Source organism: Deltaproteobacteria bacterium (genome assembly GCA_020848905.1).
GTDB lineage: Bacteria > Myxococcota_A > Polyangia.
Window position 1 is genome coordinate 525,680 of the sequence record JADLHG010000042.1, and the last position, 25,719, is coordinate 551,398.

The window sequence follows — 25,719 nt, forward strand, 5'->3', positions numbered from 1 at the left end:
CGAAGCTCCTCTCGGCCGTCAGCCGATGCGCATGCCGAGGTGTAGCGGCCGCCCCGCCACCAGCGCGGCCACGGTCATTCTCCGTCGCCCGGGGCGCTGAACCTCGCCGATCCAGACCGCCCCCTCCCCGCACGCGACCAGCACCCCGCGGTGATCCACGAGCAGGATCTCTCCGGGTGCGCCCTCTCCCACGTCGCAGCGCGACCGGAAGACCTTCACCGTCTCGCCCTCCCACTGCACGAAGGCCCCCGGCCACGGATCCATCCCGCGGATCCAGCAATCCACGTCGCGAGCGCTTCGCGAAAAATCGACCCGTCCGTCCTCCTTCTTCAGCAGCGGCGCGTGCGTGGCGAGTCCCTCCTCCTGAGGCGTCGCCGGGAGGTCGCCCGCCGCAAGGCGCTCGAGAGCCCGGACGAGCAGCTCCGCCCCAAGCGGCGCCAGGCGATCGTGGAGCGTTCCGGCCGTCTCCTGCTCACCGATGGTCACGGACTCCTGCAGCAGAATCGGCCCCGTGTCCACGCCCGCATCCATCTGCATGATCGTGACGCCGCTCTCGCGCTCGCCTCGCAGAATGGCCCATTGCATGGGAGCCGCCCCACGGTAGCGTGGCAGGAGAGAAGCATGGATGTTCAGGCATCCTAGCGGAGGGATGGCCAGCACCGCAGGCGAGAGGATCTGCCCGAACGCAACCACCACGAAGAGGTCCGCCCCGAGCTTCTGGAGCTCTGCGCGTGCCTCGGGGTGACGCAACTTCGGCGGCTGAAGGACCGGCAAGCCGAGGTCCTCCGCGACGAGCTTGACCGCCGGCGCCTGAAGCTCACGACCGCGTCCTTTCGGGCGATCCGGCTGCGTCACGACGGCCAGCACGCGGTGACGCTCGTGCAGCGTCCGAAGCGCCGGGACGGAAAACTCGGGCGACCCCATGAAGACAATGCCTAGTCGCTCCTTCATGACGTCAAACTCTCCCGGTACGCGTGCCGCAGCGTCTCGTCGCTCAGCACGGCGTGCGCCTCTTCCACGACCTCCACGATCTCCTCCACCTGCCGCTGGTATTCCTCGAGTACGTCGCTCGGAAAACTCGACGGGGCGAACTCGTGACGCGTGCGCTCGTAGGCCTGGGCGATCTCGTAGGCCGTGGCGTCGACGGCCAGCCCGAGAATCGAGAAGTAGTCCCCCTCGCACACCTGCGCGTGCTTGTTCCTGATCCGCTGTCGCTCGACCATGGTCGTCTGAGCACGCAACGGATCGACCGTCCGGGCGCTCCCCGTTCGCGGGGGCAGCTCCACCTCGGACACGATCAGCCCTGTGACGAGCAACGCGTACGCCACCTGGCTGGCCCGCAGCTCGTCCAGCGGCCCCTCCTCGACGAACGCGCGAAGGGTGCGCGGTGCCAGCAGGCTCGCGACCTGATCCCGTTCCTCGGCCTGAAACCCGAAGACCTCAACCACCTCGTCGGGCGCGTGCATCTGCACCACGACGTCGAACGTTGGGGCCAACAACTCTCGTAGCCGATCGAGCCCGTACTTCCGGCGGAGACCCTCGAGGAGCAGCGCCCACGGATGCAGGTCGACGCGGATCCGTTCGTTCGGTGCCGGCTCGTCCGATGCGAGCCGATAGACACCGTCCTGCCAGGAGAAGACCGAGTAGATGATTTCCGACACGTGCCGCCGCACGAGCGCCAGAAGCTCACGCGGTCCCACGAGTCCCTCGTCCACCAAAATGGCGCCGAGCCGACGTCCCGTGAGCTCCATCGCCTCTCGGCAATGCTGGTACTGCGCCCAGGTGAGGCGCCCCTCACGGTGGAGCAGGTCCCCCAGTCGGTCGTGCGGTGCGCTCGAGGAGGCAAAGACTGGGCGGCCCCCGTCGAATGCGATCCGCTTCTCTACCTGGTCTCGGCGCAGCTCGAGGTGCCCCGTGAATGCTCGCCGGTGGAGGCGAGCGAGTAGCTCCGCGACATCCACCCTCCCGAGCTCCCCTTCCGCGGCCAGGGGGACCGGCTGCCCCCTGCCATCGAGATCCAGCTCGCGGATTCCCTCCTCCTCCCCCACCCCGGCGCCGCCATCGCCGTGAGATGTCTCTCGCAAAGCGCCGCCTTTTGGCCGCAGGTCAGGCGGAGCCGGTTCCGCGCGCACCTCGGGTCCAGGAGGAGAAGCGGCGAGCTGCAGTCGCCCGGTGTCGATGCGTCCGAGCGTCGGGCCGATATCGAACCCCTCGCGCCCCGGCGCACGCGATGCGAGCAGAGCTCGAACCTTCGCCACGAGGACCCCCGGCTCGAGCGGGCGGATCACCAGCGCGTCGTTTCCCGCGCGGAGGTCGCCGGCCGCACCGTCCCGCGCCAAGGTCGCGTCGCCGACCACGAGCACCGGCTGCCCACCCCGGCACGCCCCCGCTCGCAGCGCGGTCACCGTCCCGGTCAGCTCCGCCCCGCGGTCCGGTCGGAGGGCGACGACGCAAGCGTCGGGGCTCATCCCCGGCTCCGGTTCGGCAAGAGCGCTCGCCCCCGCGACGACCATCGCACGCAACCCGGCCGCGGCGAGCTCGCTCCGCAACTCCTCCCCTTCGTACGGGCTCGCGATGATCCAGATCGTCGGAGAACTCATCGGGTCTTCGATGCGCTTGGCGTCATCCACGCGCCATTCTCTCGCTTGCCGAAGCGTACTATGCACGGAGCGACGGGGACCAGCATCTTCGCTGCCACGCGCACGTCAGCCGCGGCCCGGGACGCACTGCCGCGTGGCGCTCTCGCTCGCCGTCGCCGATAATGGTGCCCAGGTCGAACGATCGGAAAGGTGCGGCACGCATGCGGCTACCACGCACGACACTTCTCGCGACAATCACCGTGTTTCTCGCCAGCACCGGTTGCGGCAACGGCGGCTCCTCCTCGCCCACCGATGGCGCCGGAGCCAGCTGCCAGCCCCCCACCTGCGACGCGTGTCTCGAAATCGACGCTCGCACCGTTCGCTGCCCGGAACTCCGAGATGCCGAGAACAACTTCATCAACGTGATCATCTGCCGCAGCACAAAGGTCTCTCCCGACTGCAAGAACACCTGCGCGCCGCAGATCGTGAACACGGCGTGCGCCTCCGTGGGCTCCTTTTTCAAGCAGTGCCGACCCGACGGCCGGGGCGGCTACGCCTGCGGCGACCCTGCGGGCCTGACCGAAGGCCAGCGCGCGATCCACACCTGCCTGAGCACCCACTGCCGCGGAGTCGGCGGTTGACCCTCAGGCAGGGGACCTGTCCGGACGCGCCGGCACGCTTACAGCAGGCTCTGCGGGTCGACGTCGATCACGACCCGCACCCCCGGCGCCTCGCGTAGGGCGTCCCCTTGCCAGACCCGCCGCGTTGCGTCTCGCACCGCCTGCCGCGTCCTTCCCCGCACGAGCAGCAGCCACCGGCTCCGCCCCTTGATACGCGCGATGGGCGCCTCCACGGGGCCCATGACCCACGCGGTACCATCCTTCGGCAAAACGAAGTGCGAGGCTACCCGCTTGGCAGCCTCTCCCACCGCAGCGCCGTCGGGCCCTTCGAAGCGCAAGGCGATCACGTGTCCCAGCGGCGGGTACTGCAGCTCTCGCCTCGCCCGTAGCTCCTGGGCGAAGAAACCATCGTAGTCGTGGGTCCGCGCGGCCTCGATACTCGGGTGCATCGGCTGGTAGGTCTGCACGACCACCCGGCCCGGCCTATCGCCACGTCCCGCGCGCCCTGCCACCTGCGTCAAGAGCTGGAACGTGCGCTCCGCGGCGCGGAAGTCCGGAAAGTGCAGCCCCTGATCGGCGCACACCACTCCCACGAGCGTCACCGACGGAAAGTCGTGCCCCTTGGCGACCATCTGCGTCCCCACCAGGATATCGACCTCCCGGTCGTGCACCTGCCGCAGGATGCGATTGAGCCCCGCGCCGCGCGCGCTGTCGCGATCCAGCCGCGCCACCCGCGCGGAGGGGAACCGAGCCCGCAAAGCCTCCTCCACCCTCTCCGTTCCCAGGCCCAACAGCTCGACCGTGTCTCCGTCGCACTCCGGACAGCGCGTCGGCCTCGGCCGACTGAAGCCGCAATAGTGGCACACGAGCCGTCCACGCCGCTCGTGGTGCGTGAGAGACACGGAGCACTCGCCGCAGCGGAAGACGTATCCACAGCCCTTGCAGAGCACAAAGTTCGCGTATCCCCGCCGGTTCAGAAAGAGGATGGCCTGCTCTCGCTGCTCCAGGGTCTCCGCCAACGCCGCGGCGAGGGGTGCGCTGAGAATGCCCCCCTCTCCCGCCTGGTATCGCCGGAGATCGAGCACCACGACCTCGGGCATGACCTGCTCTCTGACGCGCCCCGGGAGCTTGAGCAGCGCGAGCCTCCCCTCCATGGCTCCGTGGTAGCTCTCCAGCGACGGCGTCGCCGAGCCGAGGACCGCCACCGCCCCGCTCCTCTTGGCCCGCACCAGCGCGACGTCTCGCGCGTGGTACCGCACGCCTTCCTCCTGCTTGAACGAGCCGTCGTGCTCCTCGTCGACGATGACCACGCCGAGGTCCGCGAGCGGCGCGAAGACGGCGGACCTGGCCCCGACCGCGATGCGGCAGCTTCCCGTGCGGAGGAGTCGCCACTGCTCGTACCGCTGCGCATCCGAGAGCCCGCTATGCAGTACGGCCACCTCCCCCCCGAACCGTGCCCGAAATCGACCGGCCAGCTGTGGCGTGAGCGAGATCTCTGGCACGAGCACGAGCGCGGACCGACCCGCTCGCAGCGCCACGTCGATGAGTCGCAGGTACACCTCCGTCTTGCCGCTCCCCGTCACGCCGTGGAGCAAGAACGCGCGAAAGGTGCGTGCCTCGGCCGCCTCGAGCAGTGAAGCGAGCGCCGCCGTCTGATCGACCGTCAGCTCGTGCTGGACGTCCTCGACCCGCGGCGCGTCTGCGAACGGGTCCCGCGCCGTCGGCACCTCCTCGACTCGCACCTTGCCCTTCCTCGCCAGGGCGCGCGCCAGCCCCCGGGCCCCCTCAGGCAGGTCCTCGAGCTCGCTCAGCAAGACCGGGCCACCGACCTCTCCAAGCCGCTGCAGCAAGGCCTCCTGCCGTGGCGCGTTGCGATGCTCGCCCCCGACCGTCGTCGCTTCTGGCAGAAGCTCGACCAGCAGGTCGGTGCGGTGCGCCGCTGCCGTTCGATGGTCCACCTCCTCGGTCACCAGACCGCGCTCGACGAGCGCTCTGAGCGTTGCGAGGCCATGCCCCATCGCCACGGCGCGCTGTCGCCGCACTCCGCTGCGGCTCCGCACCACCGTCTCGAGCGCCTGTCGCTCGGCCTCCGTGAGCCACTCGTCCTCCCGACGAAGAACCGCCGCCTGCGCGACCAGCACTTCCCGGCCACGTTCCGCGATTCGGACTCGCCGCTCCTCTCGTCGCTGCAGCGACGCCGGTAGTGCGAGGCGAAGAACCTCGCCGAGCGGCGCGAAGTAGTAGTCTGCGATCCAGGCCACGAGCTCGAGGACCTCGGCGTCCACCACCGGGTCGGAATCGAGCACCTCGGAGATCTCGCGCAACCGACGTCCTTCGGGAACCTCGGCGTCGACCTGGATGCCGCTGACGACCCCAACGACTCGCCGGCCTCCGAGAGGAACCACGACGCGAGACCCGACCACCAGGGGGAGCGCCTCCCTCGCGGACGGCGCGTAGGAGAGCGCCCGGCCCACGGGCGCCAGGGGGACGACAAGGTACTGCGTGGCGCGTATCACTTCGACTCCCTGTCACCGAGCCCTTGCAGGAACCGCAACACCTCTGCCACGGCCTCGTAGAGCTCCGACGGGATCTCCTGGTCGAGCTCGAGATCGACGAGAGCGCGAGCGAGCGGCACGTTGCGAACAATCGGCACACCGTGCTTTCGCGCCATGGCGCGGATCTTCGCCGCCACGATGCGCTCCCCTCGCGCCACCACTCTCGGCGCTCCCATCGAGTTCTCGTCGTACTCGATGGCCACGGCGATCCGCACGGGATTGATGATGACACAGTCGGCCTTCGCCACGCGCTCCAACATGCGCTGCTCCAGGATCTCCCGGTGAAGCCGTCGCCGCTCCCCCTTGTGCTGCGGATCCCCCTCGCTCTCCTTCTGCTCGCGCTTCACTTCCTCACGCGTCATGCGTAGCCGCTTGAAGTACGCGCGCCGCTGAAGCCAGAGGTCGAAAGCGCCCATCAGGACCACCAGCACTCCCACGCGCAGGGCCAGATCCCGCAGAGACGCGGCCGTGACCTCCAGGATCCGCTCAGGGGAGGCTCCGACCGTCCGCGCGATCGCGGGGGCATGATCCCACAGCACGGTCCAGGCGAGGTACCCCGTCCCGATCAGCTTGACCGTCGACTTCAGTAGCTCGACCAGCGATTCCCTGCCGAAGGTGCGGCGCAGGTTGCCGAGCGGATCGAGTCGCTTCAGCTGGGGTTTCACCGGCTGAAGTACGAACAGCGCCCCGACCTGCGCGTAGCTAGCGACCAGCGCGGCGGCGAACGCCGTCACCACCACGGGCCCCGCGACGAGGACGACGGCTTTCAGGGCGTCCAGCAGCGCCGCAGACGGCGGTCCATCGAAACTCGCCGCGCGTTCGAGCCAGGCGCCGGCGAATTCGCGCAGCGTGGCGACGGCCTGCATCCAGGTTGCCGCAACCAGACCGCAGACCCCTACGAAGACCGCGGCGGCGACGGCCTCCCGGCTCCGCGGCACCTCACCCCGAGCGCGCGCGTCGCGGAGCCGTTTCTCGCTGGGCGGCTCGGTGGGCTCCCCACCTGGGCGGTCATCTGCCATGCGGAAGGGTCCCTTCGTGCCTCAAGGCCCACTCAACAGGGCAAGTCCCCGCTCCAGATAATTCACCGCCCAGCCCAACGCCCGGGGCAGAATGCCCACCAGCAGCGGAAGCACCAGCGCCACCACGGCGACGCCTAGAAAGGCCTTGAGCGGCATAGCCACGAAGAAGACGTTGACCTGCCCCGCCAGTCGGTTGATCCAGCCCAGCGCCACGTCGGTCAACACCACGGCGATGACCACCGGCGCCGCCAGAGCCACCGCGAGCGCGAAGACCTCGCCGGTGAGGCGAGCCGCGAACCAGCCAAACTCTTGCCAGCCACCTATCGCCGGCACGGTCTGAAGCGGCAGCACGTCGTAGGAGCTCAGCACCGCTGCCACGAGCACCCGGTGACCCCCCATGCTCAGGAACACCACGATGGAGAGCTGAGCATGCAGCGCTCCAAGAGCTGTCGTGCGGTGCCCGTGCTGCGGCACGAGCACCTCCGCCATGTTGGCACCTCGCACCGTATCCGCAAGCCACCCCGCCGCCTCCGCCCCCCAGAAGACGACCGAGGTGACGTAGCCGAGCACCGCGCCGACGACCGCCTCCTTCACTACCAGAAGCACGAGCCAGGAGGCAGGCCCGGAGAGAAACTCGTGCGCGCCGGCGCTCCAGCGCGGGTAGGCCAGGGCTCCCAGCACCACGGCGAGGCCCATGCGAAGGGTCGCGGGGAGGGCGCGCCCACCGAGCGGCGGCACGATCCACGAAAACGTCGCCCATCGGGCGGCGCACGCGACGACCACGATGAGCCACCTCTGCCACTCCCCTGCGGCCAGTGCGCGCGCGAACTCGAGCTCCATGGCCCGGCTCGCTACCGAAGGGCCGGCAGGAGCCGAAACAGAGCCTCCGTGAACCGCACGAGCTGCGCCCCCATCCAGGGCCCCGTGATGGCCAGCGAAACGAGTACCACGGCGAGCTTCGGCACAAACGAGAGCGTCTGATCCTGCAGCTGCGTCGTGGCCTGCAGCAGGCTCATGAGCAGTCCGACTACGAGACTCGCCGCCAGCGGCGGCGCGCTCACGAGCAGAACGAGAAAGAGCCCCTCCCGCACCACCTGCACGAGCTGATCGGATCCCATCATCGCCAGGTCATCCGTAGGAGAGAACGAGGCCCTGGGTGAGCAGTCTCCACCCGTCGACGAGCACGAACAACAAGAGCTTGAAAGGCAGGGACACGGTCGTCGGCGAGAGCATGTGCATGCCCAACGCCAGGAGGACGTTCGCAACCACCATGTCCAGCACCAGAAAAGGCAAGAAGATGAGGAACCCGATCTGGAAGGCGGAGGCGAGCTGTCCGACGACGAACGCGGGTACCACCACGAGCAGGTCCCGATCTCGCACTCCTGCGCGCTCCTCGGCCGGACGCATACGTCGGGCAAGATCGAGAAACATCCCCCGGTCCCGCACGTCGCTGTGCCGCAGCAGGAACTCTCGCAGCGGCTCCTTGGCCCGGTCGGCGGCACGAAAGAGCACCGAGGCAGAACCGGCCGAGAGCAAGCCGCCCTTCCCTCCCTCCTCGCCAGCCACGCCCCGGACCGCCTCGTAGACCTTGGCCCCCGTCGGTGCCATGACGTAGAGGCTCAGGATGACGGACAACCCCGTCAGCACGATCGTCGGCGGGATCTGCGGCGTGCCTATGGCGTTGCGCAGCAGGGAGAGGACCACCGCGATCTTGACGAAGCTCGTCATCATGACCAAGACGAACGGGAGCAAGGAAAGCGCCGCCAGCAGCAGCACCACCGACACCGGCTCCCCACCACCGGTCACCGCCCCCTTCTCGCGTGCGAAGGCCTGCAACGGCGCCGCAGTGAACGCTGCGGCCAGGATGCACCACCTCACGACGGCACGCTCCCCGGCGGCTCCCGGTGCCGCCCAAGGAACTCCGCAAAGGTTCGTCGTGGCGTAACGGGCGGGGCCAATCGCCCCTCCACCGAGGAGGGCTCCAGCTCCGTCAATAGGCTGAGCGCCCCGTCCGCAGAGCCCACCACCAGGTAGCGGCCCGCCGCTTCCACGACCCAGACCGAGCGCCCTGGGCCGAGAGGACATTGCTCCACGACGCGCAGAAGCCGACCCGGGGACGCGCTCCTTCCGAAGCGCCGCAAGCCGTAGCGCAGCGCCACGTAGGCCACACCGCTCACGACCGCCAGTGCGGCGAACATCCGCAACAGCACCCATCCGTATCCGAGGCTCGGCACTCCCGCGCCGTCGACCGTCGGCATCCGTTCCCCCCTCCAGAAGCTCAGTCGTCGAAGAAGATAGGCTCCCGATGCCGGATGAAGAGTTCGACCGCGGCACGCACCTCCGGGTCCAGCTCGTGGAACTCCAGCCCCATCCCGGCGACGGTGTCGGGGGCCTGCGGATTGTGCTCCCGAAGCCAGCGCACCCGGCAGATTGCCGTGCAGGCTTGTTCCAGTCCGGGCACGGTGAACGTCACCTCGACCATCTCGTCGAGGCGCGCCGGCTGGTGCGTCGCCACGAACAGCCCCCCGCCACTGAGGTTCTCCATGAACCCGGTGTAGAAGTTATGCTCGCTGCCGTAGTTCACTTCCACGCGCGCGGGGAAGCGTCGCGATCTGCGACGCGAGTCCGCCTCGTCGCCATTTCCTCCCCGCGCATCGGCCGCGACCGGCTCCCCGTTCCGCTTGGCACCTCCGCCGGCCCCCTTCAGCGTCGTGAGGGGGAAGACCTCCTCCGGTCCGGTCTCCCCCCCGGCCCCGAGCGAAGACGCCAACTCGAGCTGCACTTCGCGACTGATCGCATGTAGGCGAAAACCGCAAAAGCCACAAAACGCGGCGTCGACAGGCAACACGTTCCGACAGGCTGGACACGCCGACATTCCCCCGTCCTCCCTCTGCTCGTCTACCCTTCCTCACCGAGCACACCCACGCCCCACCACCGGCACGGCCCCTACGGCACCACATCCCCCGAAACTCGCGGCAGTATCTTGAAGTTGCCGAAAGAGTAGTGCAGCACGCCGCTCACGGACTTGAGCTTCGCCCCCGCGGCGAGCGGCGTGGGTGCCATGAAGTCGAAGAGGTCGTTCTCCACGAGGAGTCCGGAGTCCTTCAGCTTCACGCCGAGGACCTTCCCCTTGCTGTCCTTCGTCTGGTCCACCACCTCCACGTTCTCCACCTTCACCAGCACGCCCTCGTAGGGCTCGGCCTTGGAGCCGCCGTTCGCCACGTCCGCGGCGGCCACCGTCTCGGGTTTCGGCTCCGTCGCCGCCTTGCCCTTGCTCGTGAACGTCGCGTCGGTCAGCTCGCTCACCGTATCCTTGCTCCCGGCGTCCTTGTACTCCTTGTAGGTCGCCTTCACCTCGACCGACTCCCCCACCACCGGCTTGGTCGACGAGCTATCGTTCCACGCGTAGTACACGTATATGCCGCTATTGGGCCCACCGCTCTCCGCCTGGATCCAGAATCCATAGTACTTGGCGTTCGGCGGCGTGCCCGACACTGTCGAGTCTACCGCCGACACCACGCCGTTCACGATGACCTGGGTTCCGTCTGCCGGGTGGTTCGCGCTCGTCGCGTCCTGCACGTCCGAGATGCTGACCGCCTTTGCCGTCGGGCACGCCGTCCCCTTCTCAATATCGCCCGCGTCCCGCGGATTCAACCGATAGGCAAAGAAATAGACCGAAATACCCGTCACCGTCACGCAGTCCCCCACCTTGGGCGTATGGGGAAACAGATCGTCGTCCACGGCGAACCCACCGGACACCTGAAACTCGCCGTACTGCGGGTTCACTTCCTTGGTAACCGCCACGTCCTTCACCCGCACGAGCACGTGCTCCCAGGTATCGGCGTTCGGATCCTCGGTCAGATCCTTCACCGTTACCTCCGCCGGCGCCGGGGGCGTCCCCGGACCGATCCGGGACACGCGAGCGTTCTCGAGTTCTTTCACATGCGCCTTCGCGGGATGCTTCTTGTCGTTGAAGCCGCCCTTCGGCACGAAGTACTTGACGGCTCCCTCCACCTTCACGTGGTCCCCGGGCTTCAGGTCGCTTACCTGCCCCCCATCGGCGCGCTGCACCTTGTAGAGCTTGATCCCGCTTCCTGCTCCGCCCTTCGCCTCTTGGACGAAGACGTCGCCCGTGTACTGGCCGTACCCGTCCACGGCGGACACGATGACGTCCCGAAGGGTGACGTTCGCCCCCTCCTTCACCTTGCCCGAGGTGATGTCGAAGATGTTGGTCTCGACGGCCGGGCCGCCCCCGTCCCCTCCACCACCCGTCGCGTCCGTGCCCCCGACGCCACCGTCCCCGGCCACGCCGCCACCGTCGGTTCCAGAACTGCCATTGCTTCGGCACGCCGAAGCCACCGCCAACAGGATCCCGAGCCCGAGGCCCAGGGCCTTGGATTTATGCGTCATCTACGTCCTCCTCGGAGACAGACAGGAAGGTCCAGCGCACATCACGTCGTATTGCCGCGGATAGTAGGTCGAGGCGTTGCGGAAGACAAGGGGGCCCGAGGGACCCGAAGGCCGGAGAGGCTGCTACGCCTTCTCCTTGCGGCTACGCAGCTTCCCGAGCAGCCCCTTCTTCTTCTCGGGCGCTCGGACCTCCTCCACCGCCGCGCCTTCGCGCTGCGGCATCTCGGCCGGAACGAACTCCAGAAGCGCCATCGGCGCGCCATCTCCACGCCGATTCCCTAGCTTGAAGACACGGGTATACCCGCCGGGACGGCCGAGGTACCGCGGGGCCCACTCGTTGAAAAGGTGAAGTACCGCGCTCCGCTGCCGCAGCCGCCGACCGACCATGCGCATCGCGTGGATCAGCCGCGCGCGGTCCTCGGGGGCCATCGCCTTCGGATCCTTCAGGAGCAAGTCCCCCAGCCGCGTGGCCCGCGTCACCATGCGCTCGGCGAGGCTGCGAAGCTCCCGCGCCTTCCGCTCCGTCGTCTGAACGCGCCCGTGCTCCACGAGACCGAGTAGCAGATTACTGAACGTCGCCCGCCGGTGCGAGGGGCTCCGATTCAGCTTCGTTTGTGCCTTCCTATGTCTCACAGCATCCTCCTACGCGGCCTCGGCGTAGCGGCCGATGGACCGGAGCAACGCCCTCCCGTTTAGGACTGAGCGTTGCCTCCTTGATCGGGGTCCTTCTCTACCTTCGAAGGGTCGACCCAGTTGTCGAGCTTCATCCCGAGACCCAAGCCCATGGTGCCAAGGATTTCCTTGATCTCCTTCAGCGACTTGCGGCCGAAGTTCTTCGTCTTCAGCATCTCGGCCTCGGACTTCTGCACGAGCTGTCCGATCAGCTTGATGTTCGCATTCTGCAGGCAGTTCGCGCTACGGACCGAAAGCTCGAGCTCCTCGACGGGCCGGTTCAGGTTGTCGTTCAGCACGCGAAGCTGCTCGTCGCTCTCGCTCTCTTCCTCAGGCTCCGGCAGTTCCTCGAAGTTGATGAAGATGCTGAGCTGGTCCTTCAGGATCTTCGCCGCGAACGCCACCGCGTTCTCTGGCGCCACGCTGCCATCCGTCCACACCTCGAGCGTCAGCTTGTCGTAGTCGGTCTGCTGCCCGACGCGCGCGTGCGTAACCGTGTAGTTGACCTTTCGAACCGGGGAGAAGAGCGCATCGATCGGGATCGTCCCTACCGGCATTCCGGCGGCCTTGTTCCGCTCTGCCGGAACGTAGCCTCGTCCCATCTGCACGGTGAGCTCCATCCGAAGACGGGCATCCCCGGAAAGCGTCGCGATCACGTGATCCGGGTTCAGAACGGAGATTCCGTCCCGCGCCTGGATGTCTGCCCCCGTGACCGGTCCGTCTCCGCGCTTATCGATGTAGATCGTGTGCGGCCCGGCGTCCGTCATCCGGAGCAGAACCTCTTTGAGGTTCAGGATCACGTCCGTCACGTCCTCGACCACGCCGGGCAAGGTGGTGAACTCGTGCAACGCACCATCGAGCTTGACGGCCGTGATGCCGGCTCCCTGCAGGGACGACAGCAGGACGCGCCGCAGGCTGTTGCCGATCGTGATACCAAAGCCCCGCTCGAGCGGCTCACAGGTAAACTTCCCGTACGTCGCCGTTAGGGTATCCGTCTCCTTGTCCAGCGCTCGAGGCTTGATCAGGTCACGCCAGTTTCGTGCAATCACCGGATTCTGCATGCCACTCACGGTGCTCATCGTCTCCATGCTGCTCCCTCTCATTGTCGCCAAGCCCGCGCGGACCTGGACGAACCATCGGACCTGCGCCGTCAGCCGATCTCGCGTGGCTCGCCGGGTGCTGAGCGCCGGGCGGTCGTGGACGTCCCTACTTGGAGTAGAGCTCGACGATCAGTTGTTCGCGGATGGGCATGGTCAACTCCTCACGCACCGGCATACTTCCCACCTTGCCCTGAAAGCCGTCCTTGTCGAGCTCCAACCAGCTCGGCACTCCCCGGCGATCCACCGCCGCGAGCGCCTCCACGATCTTCGCCACCTGCCGACTTCGCTCGTGCACCTGCACCACGTCGCCCGGGCGCACCAGCGCCGAAGGAATGTTGCAGCAGTGCCCGTTCACCAAGAAGTGCCGATGCCGCACCAGCTGCCGAGCCTCCGTCCGCGTGGACGCAAGTCCCAGCCGGTAGACGACGTTATCCAGCCTGCGCTCGAGGAGCGCGAGCAGGTTCTCGCCCGTCACCCCCTTCATGCGCGTCGCCTTGTGATAGGAGCTGCGGAACTGCCCCTCGAGCATGCTGTACATGCGCCGAACCTTCTGCTTCTCGCGCAGCTGCTCGCCGTAGTTCGAGCGTTTCTTTCGCCCCTGCCCGTGCTGACCGGGGGGATACGCACGACGCTCGAAGGCGCATTTATCGGTATAGCAGCGCTCTCCCTTGAGGAAGAGCTTCATATCTTCGCGCCGGCAGAGCCGACATACTGGTCCGGTATAGCGAGCCACCCGTTACCTCCCTGATTCTCGTGGGGCCACTTTCAACGTTGGCCGCTGGTCACACGCGTCGGCGCTTCGGCGGACGACATCCGTTGTGGGGAATGGGCGTCACGTCACGAATCAACGTGATCTTGAAGCCCGCCGCCTGCAGGGCGCGCAAGGCCGACTCTCGTCCGCCTCCAGGCCCCTTCACGTACACGGAGACGCTGCGCATGCCGTGCTCCATCGCCTTGCGCGCGGCATCCTCCGCTGCGAGCTGCGCAGCAAACGGCGTGCTCTTGCGCGACCCCTTGAAGCCGCACACGCCGGAGCTCGACCACGCCAGCACGTTCCCGCTGACATCCGTGATCGTGACCACCGTGTTGTTGAACGTCGACGTAACATGAGCGATGCCGCTCTGGACGTTCTTCTTGACCTTGCGCTTCGTGCCCTTCCTCGGATTAGCCATGGGTCTTCACTCGTCCGCTACTTCCCGGCCGGAGCCGCGCCACCACCGGCACCGCCTGCCGCTGGCCGCTTCTTGGCCATGAGACCACGTCGGGGACCCTTGCGCGTCCTCGCGTTGGTGCTTGTCCTCTGCCCCCGCACCGGCAAGCCACGCTTGTGGCGAATGCCGCGGTAGCAGTTCAGATCCATGAGCCGCTTGATGTTCATCGACACCTCGCGGCGCAGATCCCCCTCCACCTTGTATCCCGCATCGAGAACTTGCCGGATGCGCCGGATCTGATCCTCGGACATGTCGTCGGTGCGGATTCCACCGCCCACGTCCGCCTTATCCAGGATCTCCTCGGCTCGCGCGCGACCGATGCCATAGATGTATGTCAGCGCAATGTCAATGCGCTTATTGCGCGGAAGGTCAACACCAGCGATACGTGCCATCGTTCCTTGCTCCTATCGTCCCCGGGGTGCAGCCCCGAGTGCGCCGCGGCAGCCGCTCCTCGGGCGCCGAGCCGCCCGCGGGCCCCGCCGGGACCTTAGCCCTGTCGCTGCTTATGTCGTGGGTTGGTGCAGATGACCCGAACCACGCCGCGCCGACGAATGATCTTGCACTTGTCACAAATCCGCTTAACCGACGCTCGAACTTTCATGGCTGCCTTCTCTTTGCTTCGCTAGGCCGTATGCAGTGCGACACCCGTCTCGGCAGACGCTCCACTCAGCACCCAGGGGCCGTTTTCCGTAATGGCCACCGAATGCTCGAAATGGGCCGAGAGCTTGCCATCCTTCGTTCGCGCTGTCCAGCGGTCTTCATCGACCGTGACCTCGTGCGTTCCCACGTTCACCATCGGCTCGATGGCCAGCACCATTCCTGGCCTAAGTCGTGGATTTCTCCCGGGTCCCACGAAGTTCGGGACCGGCGGATCCTCGTGCATCCTCCGTCCGATCCCGTGCCCCACGAAGACCCGCACCACCGAGAACCCGTTCAGCTCGACGTGGGTTTGAACCGCCGAGCTGACGTCCCGGAGCCGGTTTCCCGGCCGGCACTGCTCGATGGCACGTCCCAGCGCTTCCTCCGTCACCTTCAAGAGCTTCTTCGCCTCCGCCGAAATCTCACCCACGGGGACCGTCCGTGCGGAGTCGCCGAAATAGCCATCCCGCGCCACGCCGAAATCGATACTGACGATGTCACCTTCCACGAGCACCCGCTTGTGATTCGGGATCCCATGGACCACCTCGTCGTTCACCGACACGCACACCACAGCGGGGAAAGGCGGCGAACCGTAGCCCAGAAACGCGGGCTCCACTCGGTGCTGCCGGACTAGCGCAGCGGCCCGATCCCCGAGCTCGCCCGTCGTCACTCCAGGCTTCACCATCGCCGCCAGTTCGCTCAAGACCTCCCGGACCACCTGATTCGCAGTCCACATCTTCTGCAGTTCGGCGTGACTCTTGTAAACAATCGACATCGCAAACTAGCGGGTTCTCCGACCGCGGATCCGCGGGCCCTTCGGCCCGGCGAACCCCTCGTAGTGCCGGGTAATCAGATGCGACTCGATCTGCTGCACCGTATCCAGCGCCACGCCGACCACGATCAGGAGTCCCGTTCCGCCGAAGTAGAACGGCACCTTGAAGTGCGCCACCAGCAGCGTCGGCAAAACACATACGGCCGAGATGTAGAGAGCTCCGCCGAACGTAATGCGGGTCAGCACCTTGTCGATGTACTCGGCCGTCTTCTTCCCCGGTCGAATGCCCGGGATGAAGCCGCCGTTCTTCTTCAGGTTGTCCGCCACATCGACCGGATTGAACGTAACCGCCGTGTAGAAGTAACAGAAGAAGATGATAAGCAGGACATAGAGCGTGAGATACCGCCAGTCGTCCGGCTGGAGCGCATCCCGCAACGCCTGCATCCACGGCGCGTCGATGAAGTGCGCGAGCTGCGTCGGGAACATCAGGATCGAAGAGGCGAAGATGGGCGGGATCACGCCGGCCGTGTTCAGCTTCAACGGAAGATGGCTCGATTGCCCACCCATCACCTTCCGGCCTACCACGCGCTTCGCGTATTGCACGGGTATCCGCCGTTGCGCCCGCTCGAAAAAGATGATCACCCCCACGACTAGCACCACGATCGCGGCGATCAGCGCCAAGCTCAGCGCCCCGAGCTCCCCCATCTTCGCCTTCTGCCAGAGCTTGACGAGCCCGTCAGGCATGTCGGCGACGATACCGGCAAAGATGATGAGCGATATCCCGTTACCGATTCCCCGCTCCGTGATCTGCTCTCCGAGCCACATCACGAACGCGGTACCGGTCGTCAGCGTGAGGATGGTCATCATGCGGAACGACCAACCCGGATCGAGCACCACCTCGCCGTAGGTCCGGTAGCTGTCGTTCGACCCTTCGAGCCAGGCCGCGATGAAGTAACCCTGAAGGAAGCTGAGAAGGATCGTCCCGTAGCGGGTGTACTGATTGATCTTCTTTCTTCCCGCCTCACCCTCTCGGCTCAGCCTTTCAAGGGAGGGGACGACCACGGTCAGGAGCTGAAGAATGATAGAGGACGAAATGTAGGGCATGATCCCGAGAGCGATAATCGACAGCTGCTCCAGGGCTCCGCCGGAGAACATATTGAAGAGCCCGAGAAAGGAGCCGGACGAAGCAGCCATGATCTGCTTCATCACCGTGCGATTGACCCCTGGAACGGTGACGAACACCATCACCCGGACCACCGCAAGCATCATCAGCGTGAAGAGGATGCGCTTACGGAGCTCTGGGATCTTGGTTACACCGCCAAATCCTGTAGCCATCTCCCTCTCCCGCTCAGGCCTGCGCGTCGGTCGTGGGAGTGCCCTTGCCCGGCACCACCTCAGCGCTCCCGCCGGCCGCCTGGATCTTCTCCAGCGCCGCCTTCGAGAACGCATGCGCCCGCACGACCAGCTTCACCGCCAGCTCGCCGTCGCCAAGCACCTTGAGTCGCTCCGCGCGTCGCGGCATCATTCCGCGCGCCTTCAGCGCGTCGGCGTCTACGGCATCTCCCGGCCCGAAGGCCTTAGCCAGCTGCGACACGTTCACCGGGAAGTACTCGGCCCGAAACGGATTCTTGAACCCGCGCTTCGGCAGCCGCCGCTGAATCGGCATCTGCCCGCCTTCGAACCAGGCGCTGCGATTGACGCCGCTACGGGCGCGCTGCCCCTTCATGCCTCGGCCGGCCGTGGTGCCGAGCCCGCTGCCGTGCCCGCGCCCGACCCGCTTGGCCTTTTGCCGAGCGCCCTTGGGGCCCGACAGGCGATCTAGTGTGGTGCCCATGTATTTGACTCCGCTCGCGCTACTCGACGGCCTCGACGCGCACCAGGTGCTGCACCTTGCGAATCATTCCGCGAATGGCAGCGCTGTCCTCGAGCACGCGCGAGTGGTTTGGCCGGCCCAACCCGAGCCCCTTCAGCACCACACGCTGCGTCTCCGGTCGGCTGATCCCCGACCGCACCTGCGTGACTTTCAGTTTCTTCGCCATGACTAGTCCTTGAACCGCGCCACATCCACGCCGCGAAGCGCCGCCGTATCCTCGGGGCTCCGGAGCTGCTGCAGCGCGTCCACCGTGGCGTGAATCACGTTATGGGGGTTATTGCTCCCGATGCACTTGGTCAGGATATCCGCCACCCCGGCCACATCCATGAGGGCCCGGACGGCACCCCCTGCGATGACCCCGGTACCCGCGCTGGCCGGACGCAGCAACACCTTTCCCGAGCCGAAGTGACCGACGATCCCATGCGGGATCGTCGCGCCGGTCAGCGGCACCCGGAACATGTTCTTCTTCGCGTGCTCGGTTCCCTTCCGAATGGCCTCGGGGACCTCGTTCGCCTTCCCCAGCCCCGCCCCGACGTACCCGTTGCCGTTACCGACAACCACGAGCGCGCTGAAGCTGAAACGCCGACCGCCCTTCACTACCTTGGCGACGCGGTTGATGTACACAACCCGATCCATCAGTTCGCCGAGTTCTTCGTAATTCACTGCCACGGGGGTCTCCTTCGACCGTCAGAACTGCAGCCCGGCTTCCCGAGCAGCGTCGGCAAGCGCCATCACTCGACCGTGGTACTGAAAGCCGTTCCGGTCGAAAACCACCTTGGTGATTCCCTTTGCCTTGCACAAGGCAGCGACGGCCTGGCCCACCTTCTTCGCGCGGTCCTTCTTCTTGAGTCCCGCCGCCGACTCGGCCGAAGCCTTGCCGACCGTCGAAGCGCTCGCCAGCACCGCATTCGCCTCGTCGTCGATCACCTGCGCATACATATGCCGCGCGCTGCGGAAGACCGTAAGGCGTGGACGCTCGGCCGTGCCGTGCACCTTCCTTCGAATCCTCGCTTTGCGATGCAGCCTTGCTTCCAGCTTTGTCGTCGCCATCTCAGACTCCCGCGCGGGCCTAGCCGGCTCCGGCCTTGCCCACTTTGCGTCGAATCGTCTCCTCGACGTACTTGATGCCCTTGCCCTTGTAGGGCTCCGGCGGGCGCTGTCCACGGATCACCGCGGCCAGCTGCCCGAGCACCTCGCGGTCGATACCCGTCAATTCGATCTTGTTCTTGTCCACCTTGGCTTCGACGCCTTGGGGCAAGAAGACCTCGATCGGATGCGAATACCCGAGGGCCAGCGTGAGCAGGCCCTTCTTGGCCTCCGCGCGATAACCAACCCCGTTGATCTCCAGCTCGCGCGAGAATCCCTTGCTGACGCCCGTCACCATGTTGTTGAGCAACGCCCTCGCGAGGCCGTGCAGCGCGCGATTCGACCTCGCCTCGCCCAGCGGCGAAACCTTCGCGGCGCCGCCCTCACTCGCGATCGTGACGCCGGGAGGCAACGGACGCTTGAGCTCGCCCTTGGGGCCCTTGACCTTCAGCTCTCGATCCACCACCTCGACGGAAACGCCCTTCGGGAGGGGGATTGTTCGCTTGCCGACGCGCGACATCACCACACCTCGCAGAGGATCTCGCCGCCCACCGCATTCCGCCGCGCGTCGCGATCCGACATGACCCCGATGGAAGTCGTCAAGATGGCGATGCCCTGCCCGCCGCGCACCTTCGGGATCGCCTCCTTGCCCACGTAGCATCGCTGCCCAGGCCGCGAGATCCGACGAAGCCCCTCGATGGCCGGCCGATGGTCCGGCGTCCACTTCAGGTCGATCTGCAGGATAGACTGCGGCTTCGCTTCGATGCTCGAGTAGCCTTCGATGAAGCCTTCGTCTTGCAGAATCTTGGCGATGTGCGTCTTCAGCCGAGATTCCGGCATCTGGACGCGCGCCTTGCGCGACGTAATGCCGTTTCGAATTCTCGTCAGCATATCCGCAATAGGATCGGTCATGCTCATTGTTGGCCCGCCTCTCGTACCGGCCAGCGGGGCGGCGGTTCATCCGGCCAGCCCCAGGTGCGGTCTTCCTCGCTGATCTCCCGCCTACGCTACCAGCTCGACTTCACAACCCCGGGAATCTCCCCCCGCAGGGCGAGGTTCCGGAAACAGATACGACACATGTTGAACTTCCGCAGATAGGCGCGCGGCCTACCGCAGAGCCCACACCGATTGCGGTGCCGCACTTTGTAGCGCAGCTTCCGCGGAATCATGTCAACCGTCTTGGCCATCGGTTCGTTCCTCTACTTACGGAAAGGCATACCCAGGTGCCGCAGAAGCGCCCGACTTTCCTCGTCCGTCTTCGCGGTGGTCACGATGGTGATGTTCATCCCCATGATCTTCTCGATCTTGTCGTAATTGATCTCAGGGAAAATAATCTGTTCCTTGATCCCGAGGGAGTAGTTCCCCCGCCCATCGAACGACCGGGCGGACACACCCTTGAAGTCACGCGTCCTCGGCAGAGCGAACGTCACCAGGCGGTCGAAGAACTCGAACATGCGGTCCCGCCGCAGGGTCACCATGCAGCCGATCTTCTGGCCCTGGCGCAGCTTGAAGGCCGCAATCGACTTCCTCGCCGTCGTCACGACGGGCTTCTGGCCCGTGATGACCGACAGCTCCTCGACGGCCGAATCGAGCAGCTTCGGGTTCTGGATCGCCTCACCGAGGCCCACGTTGATGGTGATCTTCACCAGCCGTGGAACCGCCATGGCGCTCTTGTAGCCGAACTCCTTGACCAGCTCGGGCACCACTTCGTTCTGGTAGCGCGAGCGGAGGCGGGCGGGAGCCACTCGCTTGACGAACGGCTCGGCCTCGGCCTTCTTGCCCTTGTCGCCCTTCTTGTCCTTCTTCTCGCCCTTGGCCTTCGCCGGCGCCGGCCCAGCCCCCGTTGCCTCGCCGCCGTCCTGCGCCTTCGCCTTCTTCTCCTTGCGGGCGTCCTTCAGTTCCTTGGGGTCCGCGCGCTTCTTCTCGTCGCCCGACGCACCTTCGGCGTCTCCCCCACCCGCAGGTCCCTGGCCTTTCTTTTCCTGCTCGCTCATCAGCTTCCTCTAGGCGGCGGCTGCATACGCCGCGTTAGTCGAGGATGTCTCCGGTCTTCCGGGAGACTCTCACCTTCTTGCCACCATCCAGCACGCGAATGCCTATCCGGGTGCCCTTCTGCGCTTTCGAATCCCAGATTTGCACGTTCGAGATATGGAGCGTCCCTTCCTTCTCCACGATCCCGCCCTGGGGGTGCTTCTGACTCGGCCGGACATGCCGCTTGATGAGGTTGATTTTCTCCACCTTCACGCGGCCCTTTGCGGGATCGACGTGGAGCACCTTGCCGCGCTTCCCGACGTCCTTGCCCGCCGTCACGACGACCTCGTCACCCTTGCGAATGCGCAACATCACAGCACCTCCGGCGCGAGCGAAATGATCTTCATGAACTTCCGCGCTCGGAGTTCGCGCGCCACAGGCCCGAAGATGCGGCTGCCCACCGGCTCCTTCTGCGCGTTCAACAGCACCGCGGAATTCTCGTCGAAGCGAATGTAGGACCCGTCCGGCCGCGGAATCTCCTTCACGGTCCGCACCACCACGGCCTTCATCACGTCGCCCTTTTTCACCTTCGCGCCCGGGATCGCCTCCTTGATCGACACCACGATGATGTCACCAACGGATGCGTACTTCCGCTTGGAGCCTCCAAGCACCTTGATGCACATCAGCTTCTTGGCCCCGGAGTTGTCGGCCACACCGAGAATGGTCGTCGTCTGGATCATCGTCGCACCCGTCTATCTGGTCGTATGAGTCGAAGATCGACCTACGCCGGTCGCTCCATCAACTTCTGTACGCGCCAGCACTTCTGCCGACTCAGAGGACGAGAGCTCACGATCTGCACCACGTCACCCACTTGGCACTCGTTCCGCTCGTCATGGGCCTTGTAGCGCTTGCGCCGCGTGACGTACTTCTTGTACGTGGGATGCAAGACACGGTGGCTCACTTCGACCACCACGGTCTTGTCCATCTTGTTGCTCCGCACGCGCCCCTGGAGCACTCTCCGCTGTTGCCTGGCCTGCTCGCTCATCGTTTAGCCTTGATCCTTCTTGGACGCCTCGAGGCCTAGGCCCCGAGCTCGCACGACCGTCATCACGCGCGCCAAGTCCCGACGAACCAGCCGAAGGCTGCTGGTGTTTTCCAGCTGGTTCGTCGACTTCTGGACTCGCAGCTTATACAGGTCATCCAGCAGTTGCCGGCCCAAGCTCTTGAGCTCTCCGTCACTGCGCTCACGAATCTCGCCGATTTTCATGCGATCGTCTCCCGCGCCACGAAGCGGGTCTTGATGGGCAGCTTGTGGTGCGCCAGCCGAAATGCCGTACGCGCCTCGGCCTCCGTTACCCCTTCGAGCTCGTACATGACCCGGCCCGGGCGGACCACCGCCACCCACTCCTCCGGGTTCCCCTTTCCTTTACCCATGCGGGTCTCGGCGGGCTTCTTCGATATCGGCTTGTCCGGGAAGATGCGGATGTAGACCTTGCCTCCGCGCTTAACGTGCCGCGTGATGGCGATACGGGCCGCCTCGATCTGCCGAGAGGTGAGCCACCCGCACGACATGGCCTGGATGCCGAAGTCGCCGAAGGAGACATGGTCGCCCCCCTTCGTGCGGCCGGTCATACGGCCCTTCATCATCTTCCGGAACTTGACCTTCTTAGGCGCTAGCATCTTATCGTCATCCCGCTAGAGGACTCGTTCCCGACGGCTAGAAGCGGCCGGTAACGACTTCACCCTTGTAGATCCAGCACTTGACGCCAATGACCCCGTAGGTGGTATTGGCCTCGGCAAAGCCGTAGTCCACGTCCGCGCGCAGCGTGTGAAGCGGCACGCGACCCTCGCGGTACCACTCGCGACGCGCCATCTCCGACCCGCCAAGGCGTCCACCGCAATGGACCTTGATCCCCTTGGCGCCAAACTTCATCGCCGTCTGCACGGCCTTCTTCATCGCGCGGCGGAAAGCCACGCGCCGCTCGAGCTGGGTCGCGATCGACTCGGCCACCAACTGCGCGTTGATCTCGGCCTTCCGGACTTCCTGGATGTTCAGGAAGACCTCGTTCTCCGTCAGCCGCTGCACGTCCTTCTTCAGCGTCTCGACGCCAGCGCCGCGCTTTCCGATCACGATCCCCGGCCGCGCCGTGTGGATCGTGATCTTCGCCTTGTTCGCCGCCCGCTCGATCTCGATCGACGCCACGCTCGCGCTGGCAAGCTTCTTCTTGATGAAGCGCTTCAGCTGCACGTCCTCGTGCAACCACTTCGCGTACTGCCGCTCCTCGTACCATTTCGAGGTCCAGGTGCGGATGACGCCGAGTCGAAAGCCGATCGGATGTGTTTTCTGACCCATCGGATGTCCCTATGCCGCCGAGTCGTCGAGCACGATACGCACGTGGCTCGAACGCTTGTTGATGCGCGTCGCGCGTCCCTGGGCCCGAGGCAACCATCGCTTCGTCGTTGGCCCCTGGTCCACCGCCACGTCCTTGACCACCAGGTGATCGGTATCTACGTTACCCTTGCTCTTGTCCTCGGCGTTCGCGATGGCCGACACGAGCAGCTTCTTGAGCAGGCCCGCCGCTCCGCGGTTCGTGAACATGAGGATGTTGATAGCCTGGTCCACGGGCTTGCCCCGAATCAGGCGTGCCACCATCCTCACCTTTCGTGGCCCGATACGCCCGAACCTCAACGACGCGGAGGATTGCATGGCTACTTGGCTCCCTTGGCCTTGGCGGTCTTGCGGTCGCCCGAATGCGCGCTGAACTGACGCGTGGGGGCGAACTCACCCAACTTGTGCCCGACCATGTTCTCGGTCACGAACACCGGGACGAACTTCTTGCCCTGGTGCACCGTGAAGGTGAGGCTGATCATCTCGGGGATGATCGTCGACCGCCGCGACCAGGTCTTGATCACCTTCTTGCTCTTCGTCTTTTGGGCCTCGACCACCTTCTTCATCACGTGATCGTCGACGAACGGGCCCTTCTTAACTGAGCGCGCCATTTAGCCCTTCTCCCCGCGACGACGCACGATCATGCGATCCGTGCGCTTGTTGTTGCGCGTCCGCAGCCCCTTGGACTTCTGGCCCCACGGGCTGCACGGGTGCCGACCACCCGACGACCGACCCTCGCCACCGCCCATCGGATGATCCACCGGGTTCATCGCGACACCACGGTTGTGCGGCCGCTTGCCCATCCACCGCGTCCGCCCCGCCTTCCCGAGCGGAATGTTGCCGTGGTGCAGGTTCCCCACCTGCCCGATGGTCGCCCGGCAGTCGCAATGGATTCGCCGCACCTCGCCGGAGGGGAGCCGGACCTGAGCCCAATCCCCTTCCTTCGCCAGCAACTGCGCTCCGGTGCCTGCGCTCCGCGCCAGCTGCCCACCGCCACCGATCTTCAGCTCGATGTTGTGGATCACCGTACCCTGCGGGATGAACCGCAGCGGAAGCGAGTTACCCGCCTTGATGTCCGCGCGACGGCTCGACAGCACCTTGTCGCCCACCGCCAGCTTGCTCGGCGCCACGATGTAGCGCTTCTCGCCATCGGCATAGGTCACGAGGGCGATATGCGCTGACCGATTCGGGTCGTACTGGACGGCCGTCACGGTGCCGGGGATACCGGTCTTCTCGCGACGGAAGTCGATCGTACGGAATCGCCGTTTGTGTCCACCGCCGCGGAAACGGCTCGTGATGCGGCCGTAGCAGTTGCGACCGCCCGAGGACGACTTCCCGGTGGTCAACGCCCTCTCGGGTCGGGTCGCACCGTCGAGCTCGGCGAAGTCGTTGCCACCCATGCCGCGCCGACCTGCGGACGTTGGCTTGTAGAGTTTTATGCCCATGGCCTGTTCTCCGCGCGACTAGGGCGCCCCGAAGAAATCGATGGACGACCCTTCAGCCAGTCGCACAATCGCCTTCTTCCAGTTGGGGCGGCGCCCTTCGTGCCGCCCGAGCCGCTTGTTCTTGCCCCGGACCACCTGGGTGCGTACGGACACAACCCGCACGCTATACAGCTTCTCCACGGCCTTCCGGATCTCGACCTTGTTGGCCGCGTCGGCTACTTCGAAGAGGACCCGATTCCCCTCCTCGCCCATCTGCGTCCCCTTCTCCGTGAGAAGCGGCCGCAAAATGATATGCGCCGGATGTCGCGTCATCGGCTCAACCGCTCCTCGATCTGCTTCGCCACCGGCGCCGTGACTACCAACGTCTCATAGCGGAGCAGGTCGTATACGTTCAGCCCCTCGGGGGCAAGGTACTTCGCTTTCGCCAGGTTGCGCACCGAGCGAATGAGCTCGACGTTCCCCTTGTCGTCGATGATGAGCCCGCTAGTCACGCCCAGCTTCGCGAGCACACCGGCCATCCGCTTGGTCTTCGTCTCGCCCAGGCGGAGGTCCTCCATCACCACGAGCCGCTTCTCGGCGGCGCGGAGCGACAACGCGCTGATCAACGCTCCACGGCGCACCTTCTTCGGCAGCGTGTACGCGTAGGACCTCGGCTTCGGCCCCAGCGCGACCCCGCCACCCACGAAGATGGGCGCGCGGATGGACCCGTGCCGCGCGCGGCCCGTGCCCTTCTGCTTATAGATCTTCCGCGTGCTGCCCCGCACCTCGGAGCGAACCTTGGTGCTCGCAGTACCCGACCTCCGCGCAGCGAGCTGTGCCTTCACAGCCTCCCAGAGGAGGTGCTCGCGGACCGGGGCTCCGAAAATGTCGTCGGACAGACTGATCTGTCCCACGCGCTGCCCTTCAAGGTTCAAAACATCGAGCGACGGCATGGGCCACCTCAGGTCTTGATCTCGACGTCCACGCCAGCGGACAGGTCCAGCTTCATCAGCGCGTCGAGCGTTTGCTGCGTCGGCTCGAGGATGTCGAGTAGCCGCTTGTGAGTCCGGATCTCGAACTGCTCGCGCGACTTCTTGTCCACGTGCGGCGACCGCAGAACGGTGAACTTATTGATCCGCGTCGGCAGCGGAACGGGCCCGGCCACCTTGGCCCCCGTACGCTGGGCGGTGTCCACGATCTCGGTCGCCGACTGGTCGAGCAAGCGATGATCGTAGGCTTTCAGACGAATGCGAATCTTCGGCGTCGTCATGGTCCTACTCGATGATCTCCGTCACCACGCCGGCGCCGACAGTGCGGCCGCCTTCGCGGATGGCGAAGTGAAGACCCTTCTCGGCGGCGATCGGGGTGATGAGGTTGACGACCAGATTCACGTTGTCGC

The 25,719-nt window shown here is 65.8% G+C and carries 40 protein-coding genes; 1 reads left to right on the forward strand and 39 read right to left on the reverse strand.

The genetic code is table 11. The annotated features are described in order from the left end of the window. Positions 1–18: 18 nt before the first annotated feature. Positions 19–951: a methionyl-tRNA formyltransferase gene (locus IT371_19260; protein ID MCC6749812.1), complete on the reverse strand. Its 933-nt coding sequence runs from the start codon at positions 949–951 to the stop codon at positions 19–21. Then, complete coding sequence (locus tag IT371_19265) at positions 948–2,630, reverse strand: DUF4388 domain-containing protein (GenBank protein ID MCC6749813.1); 1,683 nt, start codon at positions 2,628–2,630, stop codon at positions 948–950. The genes IT371_19260 and IT371_19265 overlap by 4 nt, the downstream gene beginning before the upstream one ends. A 170-nt stretch (positions 2,631–2,800) precedes the next feature. Between IT371_19265 and IT371_19270 the strand changes: the two genes are divergently transcribed. After that, positions 2,801–3,220: a hypothetical protein gene (locus tag IT371_19270; protein ID MCC6749814.1), complete on the forward strand. Its 420-nt coding sequence runs from the start codon at positions 2,801–2,803 to the stop codon at positions 3,218–3,220. A 38-nt stretch (positions 3,221–3,258) separates the two neighbouring features. Here the strand turns inward: IT371_19270 and priA are convergent, their stop codons facing one another. The 37 genes from priA to tuf all read right to left on the reverse strand — a co-directional run. After that, positions 3,259–5,715 carry a primosomal protein N' gene (gene priA, locus IT371_19275; protein ID MCC6749815.1) on the reverse strand — a complete coding sequence of 819 codons (2,457 nt, stop codon included), beginning with the start codon at positions 5,713–5,715 and terminating at the stop codon, positions 3,259–3,261. After that, complete coding sequence (locus tag IT371_19280; GenBank protein ID MCC6749816.1) at positions 5,712–6,773, reverse strand: EscU/YscU/HrcU family type III secretion system export apparatus switch protein; 1,062 nt, start codon at positions 6,771–6,773, stop codon at positions 5,712–5,714. Before IT371_19280 ends, priA begins: the two co-directional genes overlap by 4 nt. Positions 6,774–6,794: 21 nt before the next feature. Beyond that, positions 6,795–7,613 (reverse strand): flagellar biosynthetic protein FliR, encoded by an 819-nt coding sequence (locus IT371_19285; GenBank protein ID MCC6749817.1) that lies wholly within the window; start codon positions 7,611–7,613, stop codon positions 6,795–6,797. 11 nt (positions 7,614–7,624) lie between these two features. Continuing rightward, complete coding sequence (gene fliQ, locus IT371_19290) at positions 7,625–7,891, reverse strand: flagellar biosynthesis protein FliQ (GenBank protein MCC6749818.1); 267 nt, start codon at positions 7,889–7,891, stop codon at positions 7,625–7,627. A gap of 10 nt (positions 7,892–7,901) precedes the next feature. After that, positions 7,902–8,651, reverse strand: a complete 750-nt coding sequence (sctR, locus tag IT371_19295) for a type III secretion system export apparatus subunit SctR (GenBank protein ID MCC6749819.1) — start codon at positions 8,649–8,651, stop codon at positions 7,902–7,904. Then, positions 8,648–9,031 (reverse strand): flagellar biosynthetic protein FliO, encoded by a 384-nt coding sequence (gene fliO, locus IT371_19300; GenBank protein ID MCC6749820.1) that lies wholly within the window; start codon positions 9,029–9,031, stop codon positions 8,648–8,650. The genes sctR and fliO overlap by 4 nt, the downstream gene beginning before the upstream one ends. Before the next feature lie 20 nt (positions 9,032–9,051). Continuing rightward, a complete protein-coding gene (locus IT371_19305; protein ID MCC6749821.1) occupies positions 9,052–9,555 on the reverse strand; it encodes a TIGR02266 family protein in 504 nt (167 codons plus the stop codon). Between the two features lie 164 nt (positions 9,556–9,719). Continuing rightward, positions 9,720–11,183: a hypothetical protein gene (locus IT371_19310; protein ID MCC6749822.1), complete on the reverse strand. Its 1,464-nt coding sequence runs from the start codon at positions 11,181–11,183 to the stop codon at positions 9,720–9,722. Positions 11,184–11,306: 123 nt separating this feature from the next. Continuing rightward, complete coding sequence (rplQ, locus tag IT371_19315; GenBank protein MCC6749823.1) at positions 11,307–11,816, reverse strand: 50S ribosomal protein L17; 510 nt, start codon at positions 11,814–11,816, stop codon at positions 11,307–11,309. Positions 11,817–11,875: 59 nt separating this feature from the next. Continuing rightward, positions 11,876–12,916 carry a DNA-directed RNA polymerase subunit alpha gene (locus tag IT371_19320; protein MCC6749824.1) on the reverse strand — a complete coding sequence of 347 codons (1,041 nt, stop codon included), beginning with the start codon at positions 12,914–12,916 and terminating at the stop codon, positions 11,876–11,878. Positions 12,917–13,061: 145 nt separating this feature from the next. Beyond that, entirely contained in the window at positions 13,062–13,688 is a 627-nt protein-coding gene (rpsD, locus tag IT371_19325; GenBank protein MCC6749825.1) for a 30S ribosomal protein S4, read from the reverse strand. Between the two features lie 49 nt (positions 13,689–13,737). Beyond that, positions 13,738–14,127, reverse strand: coding sequence for a 30S ribosomal protein S11 (gene rpsK, locus IT371_19330; GenBank protein ID MCC6749826.1), 390 nt, complete (start codon positions 14,125–14,127; stop codon positions 13,738–13,740). A 17-nt stretch (positions 14,128–14,144) separates the two neighbouring features. Continuing rightward, positions 14,145–14,558 carry a 30S ribosomal protein S13 gene (gene rpsM / locus IT371_19335; protein ID MCC6749827.1) on the reverse strand — a complete coding sequence of 138 codons (414 nt, stop codon included), beginning with the start codon at positions 14,556–14,558 and terminating at the stop codon, positions 14,145–14,147. A 95-nt stretch (positions 14,559–14,653) separates the two neighbouring features. Next, positions 14,654–14,767: a 50S ribosomal protein L36 gene (rpmJ, locus tag IT371_19340; protein MCC6749828.1), complete on the reverse strand. Its 114-nt coding sequence runs from the start codon at positions 14,765–14,767 to the stop codon at positions 14,654–14,656. A 21-nt stretch (positions 14,768–14,788) separates the two neighbouring features. Further along, positions 14,789–15,580 carry a type I methionyl aminopeptidase gene (map, locus tag IT371_19345; protein MCC6749829.1) on the reverse strand — a complete coding sequence of 264 codons (792 nt, stop codon included), beginning with the start codon at positions 15,578–15,580 and terminating at the stop codon, positions 14,789–14,791. A gap of 6 nt (positions 15,581–15,586) precedes the next feature. Beyond that, a complete protein-coding gene (secY, locus tag IT371_19350; GenBank protein ID MCC6749830.1) occupies positions 15,587–16,912 on the reverse strand; it encodes a preprotein translocase subunit SecY in 1,326 nt (441 codons plus the stop codon). A 13-nt stretch (positions 16,913–16,925) separates the two neighbouring features. Then, positions 16,926–17,411, reverse strand: a complete 486-nt coding sequence (rplO, locus tag IT371_19355; protein ID MCC6749831.1) for a 50S ribosomal protein L15 — start codon at positions 17,409–17,411, stop codon at positions 16,926–16,928. Between the two features lie 19 nt (positions 17,412–17,430). Next, positions 17,431–17,616 (reverse strand): 50S ribosomal protein L30, encoded by a 186-nt coding sequence (rpmD, locus tag IT371_19360; GenBank protein ID MCC6749832.1) that lies wholly within the window; start codon positions 17,614–17,616, stop codon positions 17,431–17,433. Positions 17,617–17,618: 2 nt separating this feature from the next. Next, a complete protein-coding gene (rpsE, locus tag IT371_19365) occupies positions 17,619–18,086 on the reverse strand; it encodes a 30S ribosomal protein S5 (GenBank protein MCC6749833.1) in 468 nt (155 codons plus the stop codon). Positions 18,087–18,137: 51 nt separating this feature from the next. Continuing rightward, positions 18,138–18,500, reverse strand: a complete 363-nt coding sequence (locus IT371_19370) for a 50S ribosomal protein L18 (GenBank protein MCC6749834.1) — start codon at positions 18,498–18,500, stop codon at positions 18,138–18,140. Positions 18,501–18,519: 19 nt separating this feature from the next. Beyond that, positions 18,520–19,056, reverse strand: coding sequence for a 50S ribosomal protein L6 (gene rplF, locus IT371_19375; GenBank protein ID MCC6749835.1), 537 nt, complete (start codon positions 19,054–19,056; stop codon positions 18,520–18,522). Next, positions 19,056–19,454 carry a 30S ribosomal protein S8 gene (gene rpsH, locus IT371_19380; GenBank protein MCC6749836.1) on the reverse strand — a complete coding sequence of 133 codons (399 nt, stop codon included), beginning with the start codon at positions 19,452–19,454 and terminating at the stop codon, positions 19,056–19,058. Before rpsH ends, rplF begins: the two co-directional genes overlap by 1 nt. A gap of 89 nt (positions 19,455–19,543) precedes the next feature. After that, positions 19,544–19,723, reverse strand: coding sequence for a type Z 30S ribosomal protein S14 (locus IT371_19385; protein MCC6749837.1), 180 nt, complete (start codon positions 19,721–19,723; stop codon positions 19,544–19,546). Positions 19,724–19,735: 12 nt separating this feature from the next. Continuing rightward, a complete protein-coding gene (gene rplE, locus IT371_19390; GenBank protein MCC6749838.1) occupies positions 19,736–20,530 on the reverse strand; it encodes a 50S ribosomal protein L5 in 795 nt (264 codons plus the stop codon). A gap of 34 nt (positions 20,531–20,564) precedes the next feature. Beyond that, positions 20,565–20,876, reverse strand: a complete 312-nt coding sequence (gene rplX / locus IT371_19395) for a 50S ribosomal protein L24 (GenBank protein MCC6749839.1) — start codon at positions 20,874–20,876, stop codon at positions 20,565–20,567. 2 nt (positions 20,877–20,878) lie between these two features. Next, on the reverse strand, positions 20,879–21,247 hold the full coding sequence (rplN, locus tag IT371_19400; protein ID MCC6749840.1) for a 50S ribosomal protein L14: 369 nt from the start codon (positions 21,245–21,247) through the stop codon (positions 20,879–20,881). A 41-nt stretch (positions 21,248–21,288) separates the two neighbouring features. Further along, entirely contained in the window at positions 21,289–21,552 is a 264-nt protein-coding gene (rpsQ, locus tag IT371_19405) for a 30S ribosomal protein S17 (GenBank protein MCC6749841.1), read from the reverse strand. Positions 21,553–21,555: 3 nt separating this feature from the next. Then, positions 21,556–21,774 (reverse strand): 50S ribosomal protein L29, encoded by a 219-nt coding sequence (rpmC, locus tag IT371_19410; protein ID MCC6749842.1) that lies wholly within the window; start codon positions 21,772–21,774, stop codon positions 21,556–21,558. Next, on the reverse strand, positions 21,771–22,187 hold the full coding sequence (gene rplP / locus IT371_19415) for a 50S ribosomal protein L16 (protein ID MCC6749843.1): 417 nt from the start codon (positions 22,185–22,187) through the stop codon (positions 21,771–21,773). The genes rpmC and rplP overlap by 4 nt, the downstream gene beginning before the upstream one ends. A 37-nt stretch (positions 22,188–22,224) precedes the next feature. Further along, the gene (gene rpsC, locus IT371_19420) at positions 22,225–22,860 is read right to left on the reverse strand and encodes a 30S ribosomal protein S3 (protein MCC6749844.1); all 636 of its coding nucleotides are present in this window, start codon (positions 22,858–22,860) and stop codon (positions 22,225–22,227) included. Between the two features lie 9 nt (positions 22,861–22,869). After that, the gene (rplV, locus tag IT371_19425; GenBank protein ID MCC6749845.1) at positions 22,870–23,214 is read right to left on the reverse strand and encodes a 50S ribosomal protein L22; all 345 of its coding nucleotides are present in this window, start codon (positions 23,212–23,214) and stop codon (positions 22,870–22,872) included. Between the two features lie 2 nt (positions 23,215–23,216). Next, positions 23,217–23,507 carry a 30S ribosomal protein S19 gene (gene rpsS, locus IT371_19430; GenBank protein MCC6749846.1) on the reverse strand — a complete coding sequence of 97 codons (291 nt, stop codon included), beginning with the start codon at positions 23,505–23,507 and terminating at the stop codon, positions 23,217–23,219. Continuing rightward, a complete protein-coding gene (rplB, locus tag IT371_19435) occupies positions 23,508–24,341 on the reverse strand; it encodes a 50S ribosomal protein L2 (GenBank protein MCC6749847.1) in 834 nt (277 codons plus the stop codon). Between the two features lie 18 nt (positions 24,342–24,359). Next, on the reverse strand, positions 24,360–24,653 hold the full coding sequence (locus IT371_19440) for a 50S ribosomal protein L23 (GenBank protein ID MCC6749848.1): 294 nt from the start codon (positions 24,651–24,653) through the stop codon (positions 24,360–24,362). After that, positions 24,650–25,273, reverse strand: a complete 624-nt coding sequence (gene rplD / locus IT371_19445) for a 50S ribosomal protein L4 (protein ID MCC6749849.1) — start codon at positions 25,271–25,273, stop codon at positions 24,650–24,652. Before rplD ends, IT371_19440 begins: the two co-directional genes overlap by 4 nt. 8 nt (positions 25,274–25,281) lie before the next feature. After that, positions 25,282–25,590 (reverse strand): 30S ribosomal protein S10, encoded by a 309-nt coding sequence (gene rpsJ, locus IT371_19450; protein ID MCC6749850.1) that lies wholly within the window; start codon positions 25,588–25,590, stop codon positions 25,282–25,284. A gap of 4 nt (positions 25,591–25,594) precedes the next feature. Further along, positions 25,595–25,719: elongation factor Tu (tuf, locus tag IT371_19455; protein ID MCC6749851.1), on the reverse strand; the 125-nt coding region annotated here is incomplete at its 5' end.

Excerpts from the sequence above, each read along its gene's own strand:
- IT371_19260 (MCC6749812.1), bottom strand. The coding sequence starts at position 951 with ATGAAGGAGCGACTAGGCATTGTCTTCATGGGGTCGCCCGAGTTTTCC.
- IT371_19270 (MCC6749814.1), top strand. The coding sequence starts at position 2,801 with ATGCGGCTACCACGCACGACACTTCTCGCGACAATCACCGTGTTTCTC.
- IT371_19280 (MCC6749816.1), bottom strand. The coding sequence starts at position 6,773 with ATGGCAGATGACCGCCCAGGTGGGGAGCCCACCGAGCCGCCCAGCGAG.
- IT371_19285 (MCC6749817.1), bottom strand. The coding sequence starts at position 7,613 with ATGGAGCTCGAGTTCGCGCGCGCACTGGCCGCAGGGGAGTGGCAGAGG.
- fliQ (MCC6749818.1), bottom strand. The coding sequence starts at position 7,891 with ATGGGATCCGATCAGCTCGTGCAGGTGGTGCGGGAGGGGCTCTTTCTC.
- fliO (MCC6749820.1), bottom strand. The coding sequence starts at position 9,031 with ATGCCGACGGTCGACGGCGCGGGAGTGCCGAGCCTCGGATACGGATGG.
- IT371_19310 (MCC6749822.1), bottom strand. The coding sequence starts at position 11,183 with ATGACGCATAAATCCAAGGCCCTGGGCCTCGGGCTCGGGATCCTGTTG.
- IT371_19320 (MCC6749824.1), bottom strand. The coding sequence starts at position 12,916 with ATGCAGAATCCGGTGATTGCACGAAACTGGCGTGACCTGATCAAGCCT.
- rpsK (MCC6749826.1), bottom strand. The coding sequence starts at position 14,127 with ATGGCTAATCCGAGGAAGGGCACGAAGCGCAAGGTCAAGAAGAACGTC.
- rpsM (MCC6749827.1), bottom strand. The coding sequence starts at position 14,558 with ATGGCACGTATCGCTGGTGTTGACCTTCCGCGCAATAAGCGCATTGAC.
- rpmJ (MCC6749828.1), bottom strand. The coding sequence starts at position 14,767 with ATGAAAGTTCGAGCGTCGGTTAAGCGGATTTGTGACAAGTGCAAGATC.
- map (MCC6749829.1), bottom strand. The coding sequence starts at position 15,580 with ATGTCGATTGTTTACAAGAGTCACGCCGAACTGCAGAAGATGTGGACT.
- secY (MCC6749830.1), bottom strand. The coding sequence starts at position 16,912 with ATGGCTACAGGATTTGGCGGTGTAACCAAGATCCCAGAGCTCCGTAAG.
- rplO (MCC6749831.1), bottom strand. The coding sequence starts at position 17,411 with ATGGGCACCACACTAGATCGCCTGTCGGGCCCCAAGGGCGCTCGGCAA.
- rpmD (MCC6749832.1), bottom strand. The coding sequence starts at position 17,616 with ATGGCGAAGAAACTGAAAGTCACGCAGGTGCGGTCGGGGATCAGCCGA.
- rpsE (MCC6749833.1), bottom strand. The coding sequence starts at position 18,086 with ATGGATCGGGTTGTGTACATCAACCGCGTCGCCAAGGTAGTGAAGGGC.
- IT371_19370 (MCC6749834.1), bottom strand. The coding sequence starts at position 18,500 with ATGGCGACGACAAAGCTGGAAGCAAGGCTGCATCGCAAAGCGAGGATT.
- rplF (MCC6749835.1), bottom strand. The coding sequence starts at position 19,056 with ATGTCGCGCGTCGGCAAGCGAACAATCCCCCTCCCGAAGGGCGTTTCC.
- rpsH (MCC6749836.1), bottom strand. The coding sequence starts at position 19,454 with ATGAGCATGACCGATCCTATTGCGGATATGCTGACGAGAATTCGAAAC.
- IT371_19385 (MCC6749837.1), bottom strand. The coding sequence starts at position 19,723 with ATGGCCAAGACGGTTGACATGATTCCGCGGAAGCTGCGCTACAAAGTG.
- rplE (MCC6749838.1), bottom strand. The coding sequence starts at position 20,530 with ATGAGCGAGCAGGAAAAGAAAGGCCAGGGACCTGCGGGTGGGGGAGAC.
- rplN (MCC6749840.1), bottom strand. The coding sequence starts at position 21,247 with ATGATCCAGACGACGACCATTCTCGGTGTGGCCGACAACTCCGGGGCC.
- rpsQ (MCC6749841.1), bottom strand. The coding sequence starts at position 21,552 with ATGAGCGAGCAGGCCAGGCAACAGCGGAGAGTGCTCCAGGGGCGCGTG.
- rpmC (MCC6749842.1), bottom strand. The coding sequence starts at position 21,774 with ATGAAAATCGGCGAGATTCGTGAGCGCAGTGACGGAGAGCTCAAGAGC.
- rplP (MCC6749843.1), bottom strand. The coding sequence starts at position 22,187 with ATGCTAGCGCCTAAGAAGGTCAAGTTCCGGAAGATGATGAAGGGCCGT.
- rpsC (MCC6749844.1), bottom strand. The coding sequence starts at position 22,860 with ATGGGTCAGAAAACACATCCGATCGGCTTTCGACTCGGCGTCATCCGC.
- rplV (MCC6749845.1), bottom strand. The coding sequence starts at position 23,214 with ATGCAATCCTCCGCGTCGTTGAGGTTCGGGCGTATCGGGCCACGAAAG.
- rpsS (MCC6749846.1), bottom strand. The coding sequence starts at position 23,507 with ATGGCGCGCTCAGTTAAGAAGGGCCCGTTCGTCGACGATCACGTGATG.
- rplB (MCC6749847.1), bottom strand. The coding sequence starts at position 24,341 with ATGGGCATAAAACTCTACAAGCCAACGTCCGCAGGTCGGCGCGGCATG.
- IT371_19440 (MCC6749848.1), bottom strand. The coding sequence starts at position 24,653 with ATGACGCGACATCCGGCGCATATCATTTTGCGGCCGCTTCTCACGGAG.
- rplD (MCC6749849.1), bottom strand. The coding sequence starts at position 25,273 with ATGCCGTCGCTCGATGTTTTGAACCTTGAAGGGCAGCGCGTGGGACAG.
- rpsJ (MCC6749850.1), bottom strand. The coding sequence starts at position 25,590 with ATGACGACGCCGAAGATTCGCATTCGTCTGAAAGCCTACGATCATCGC.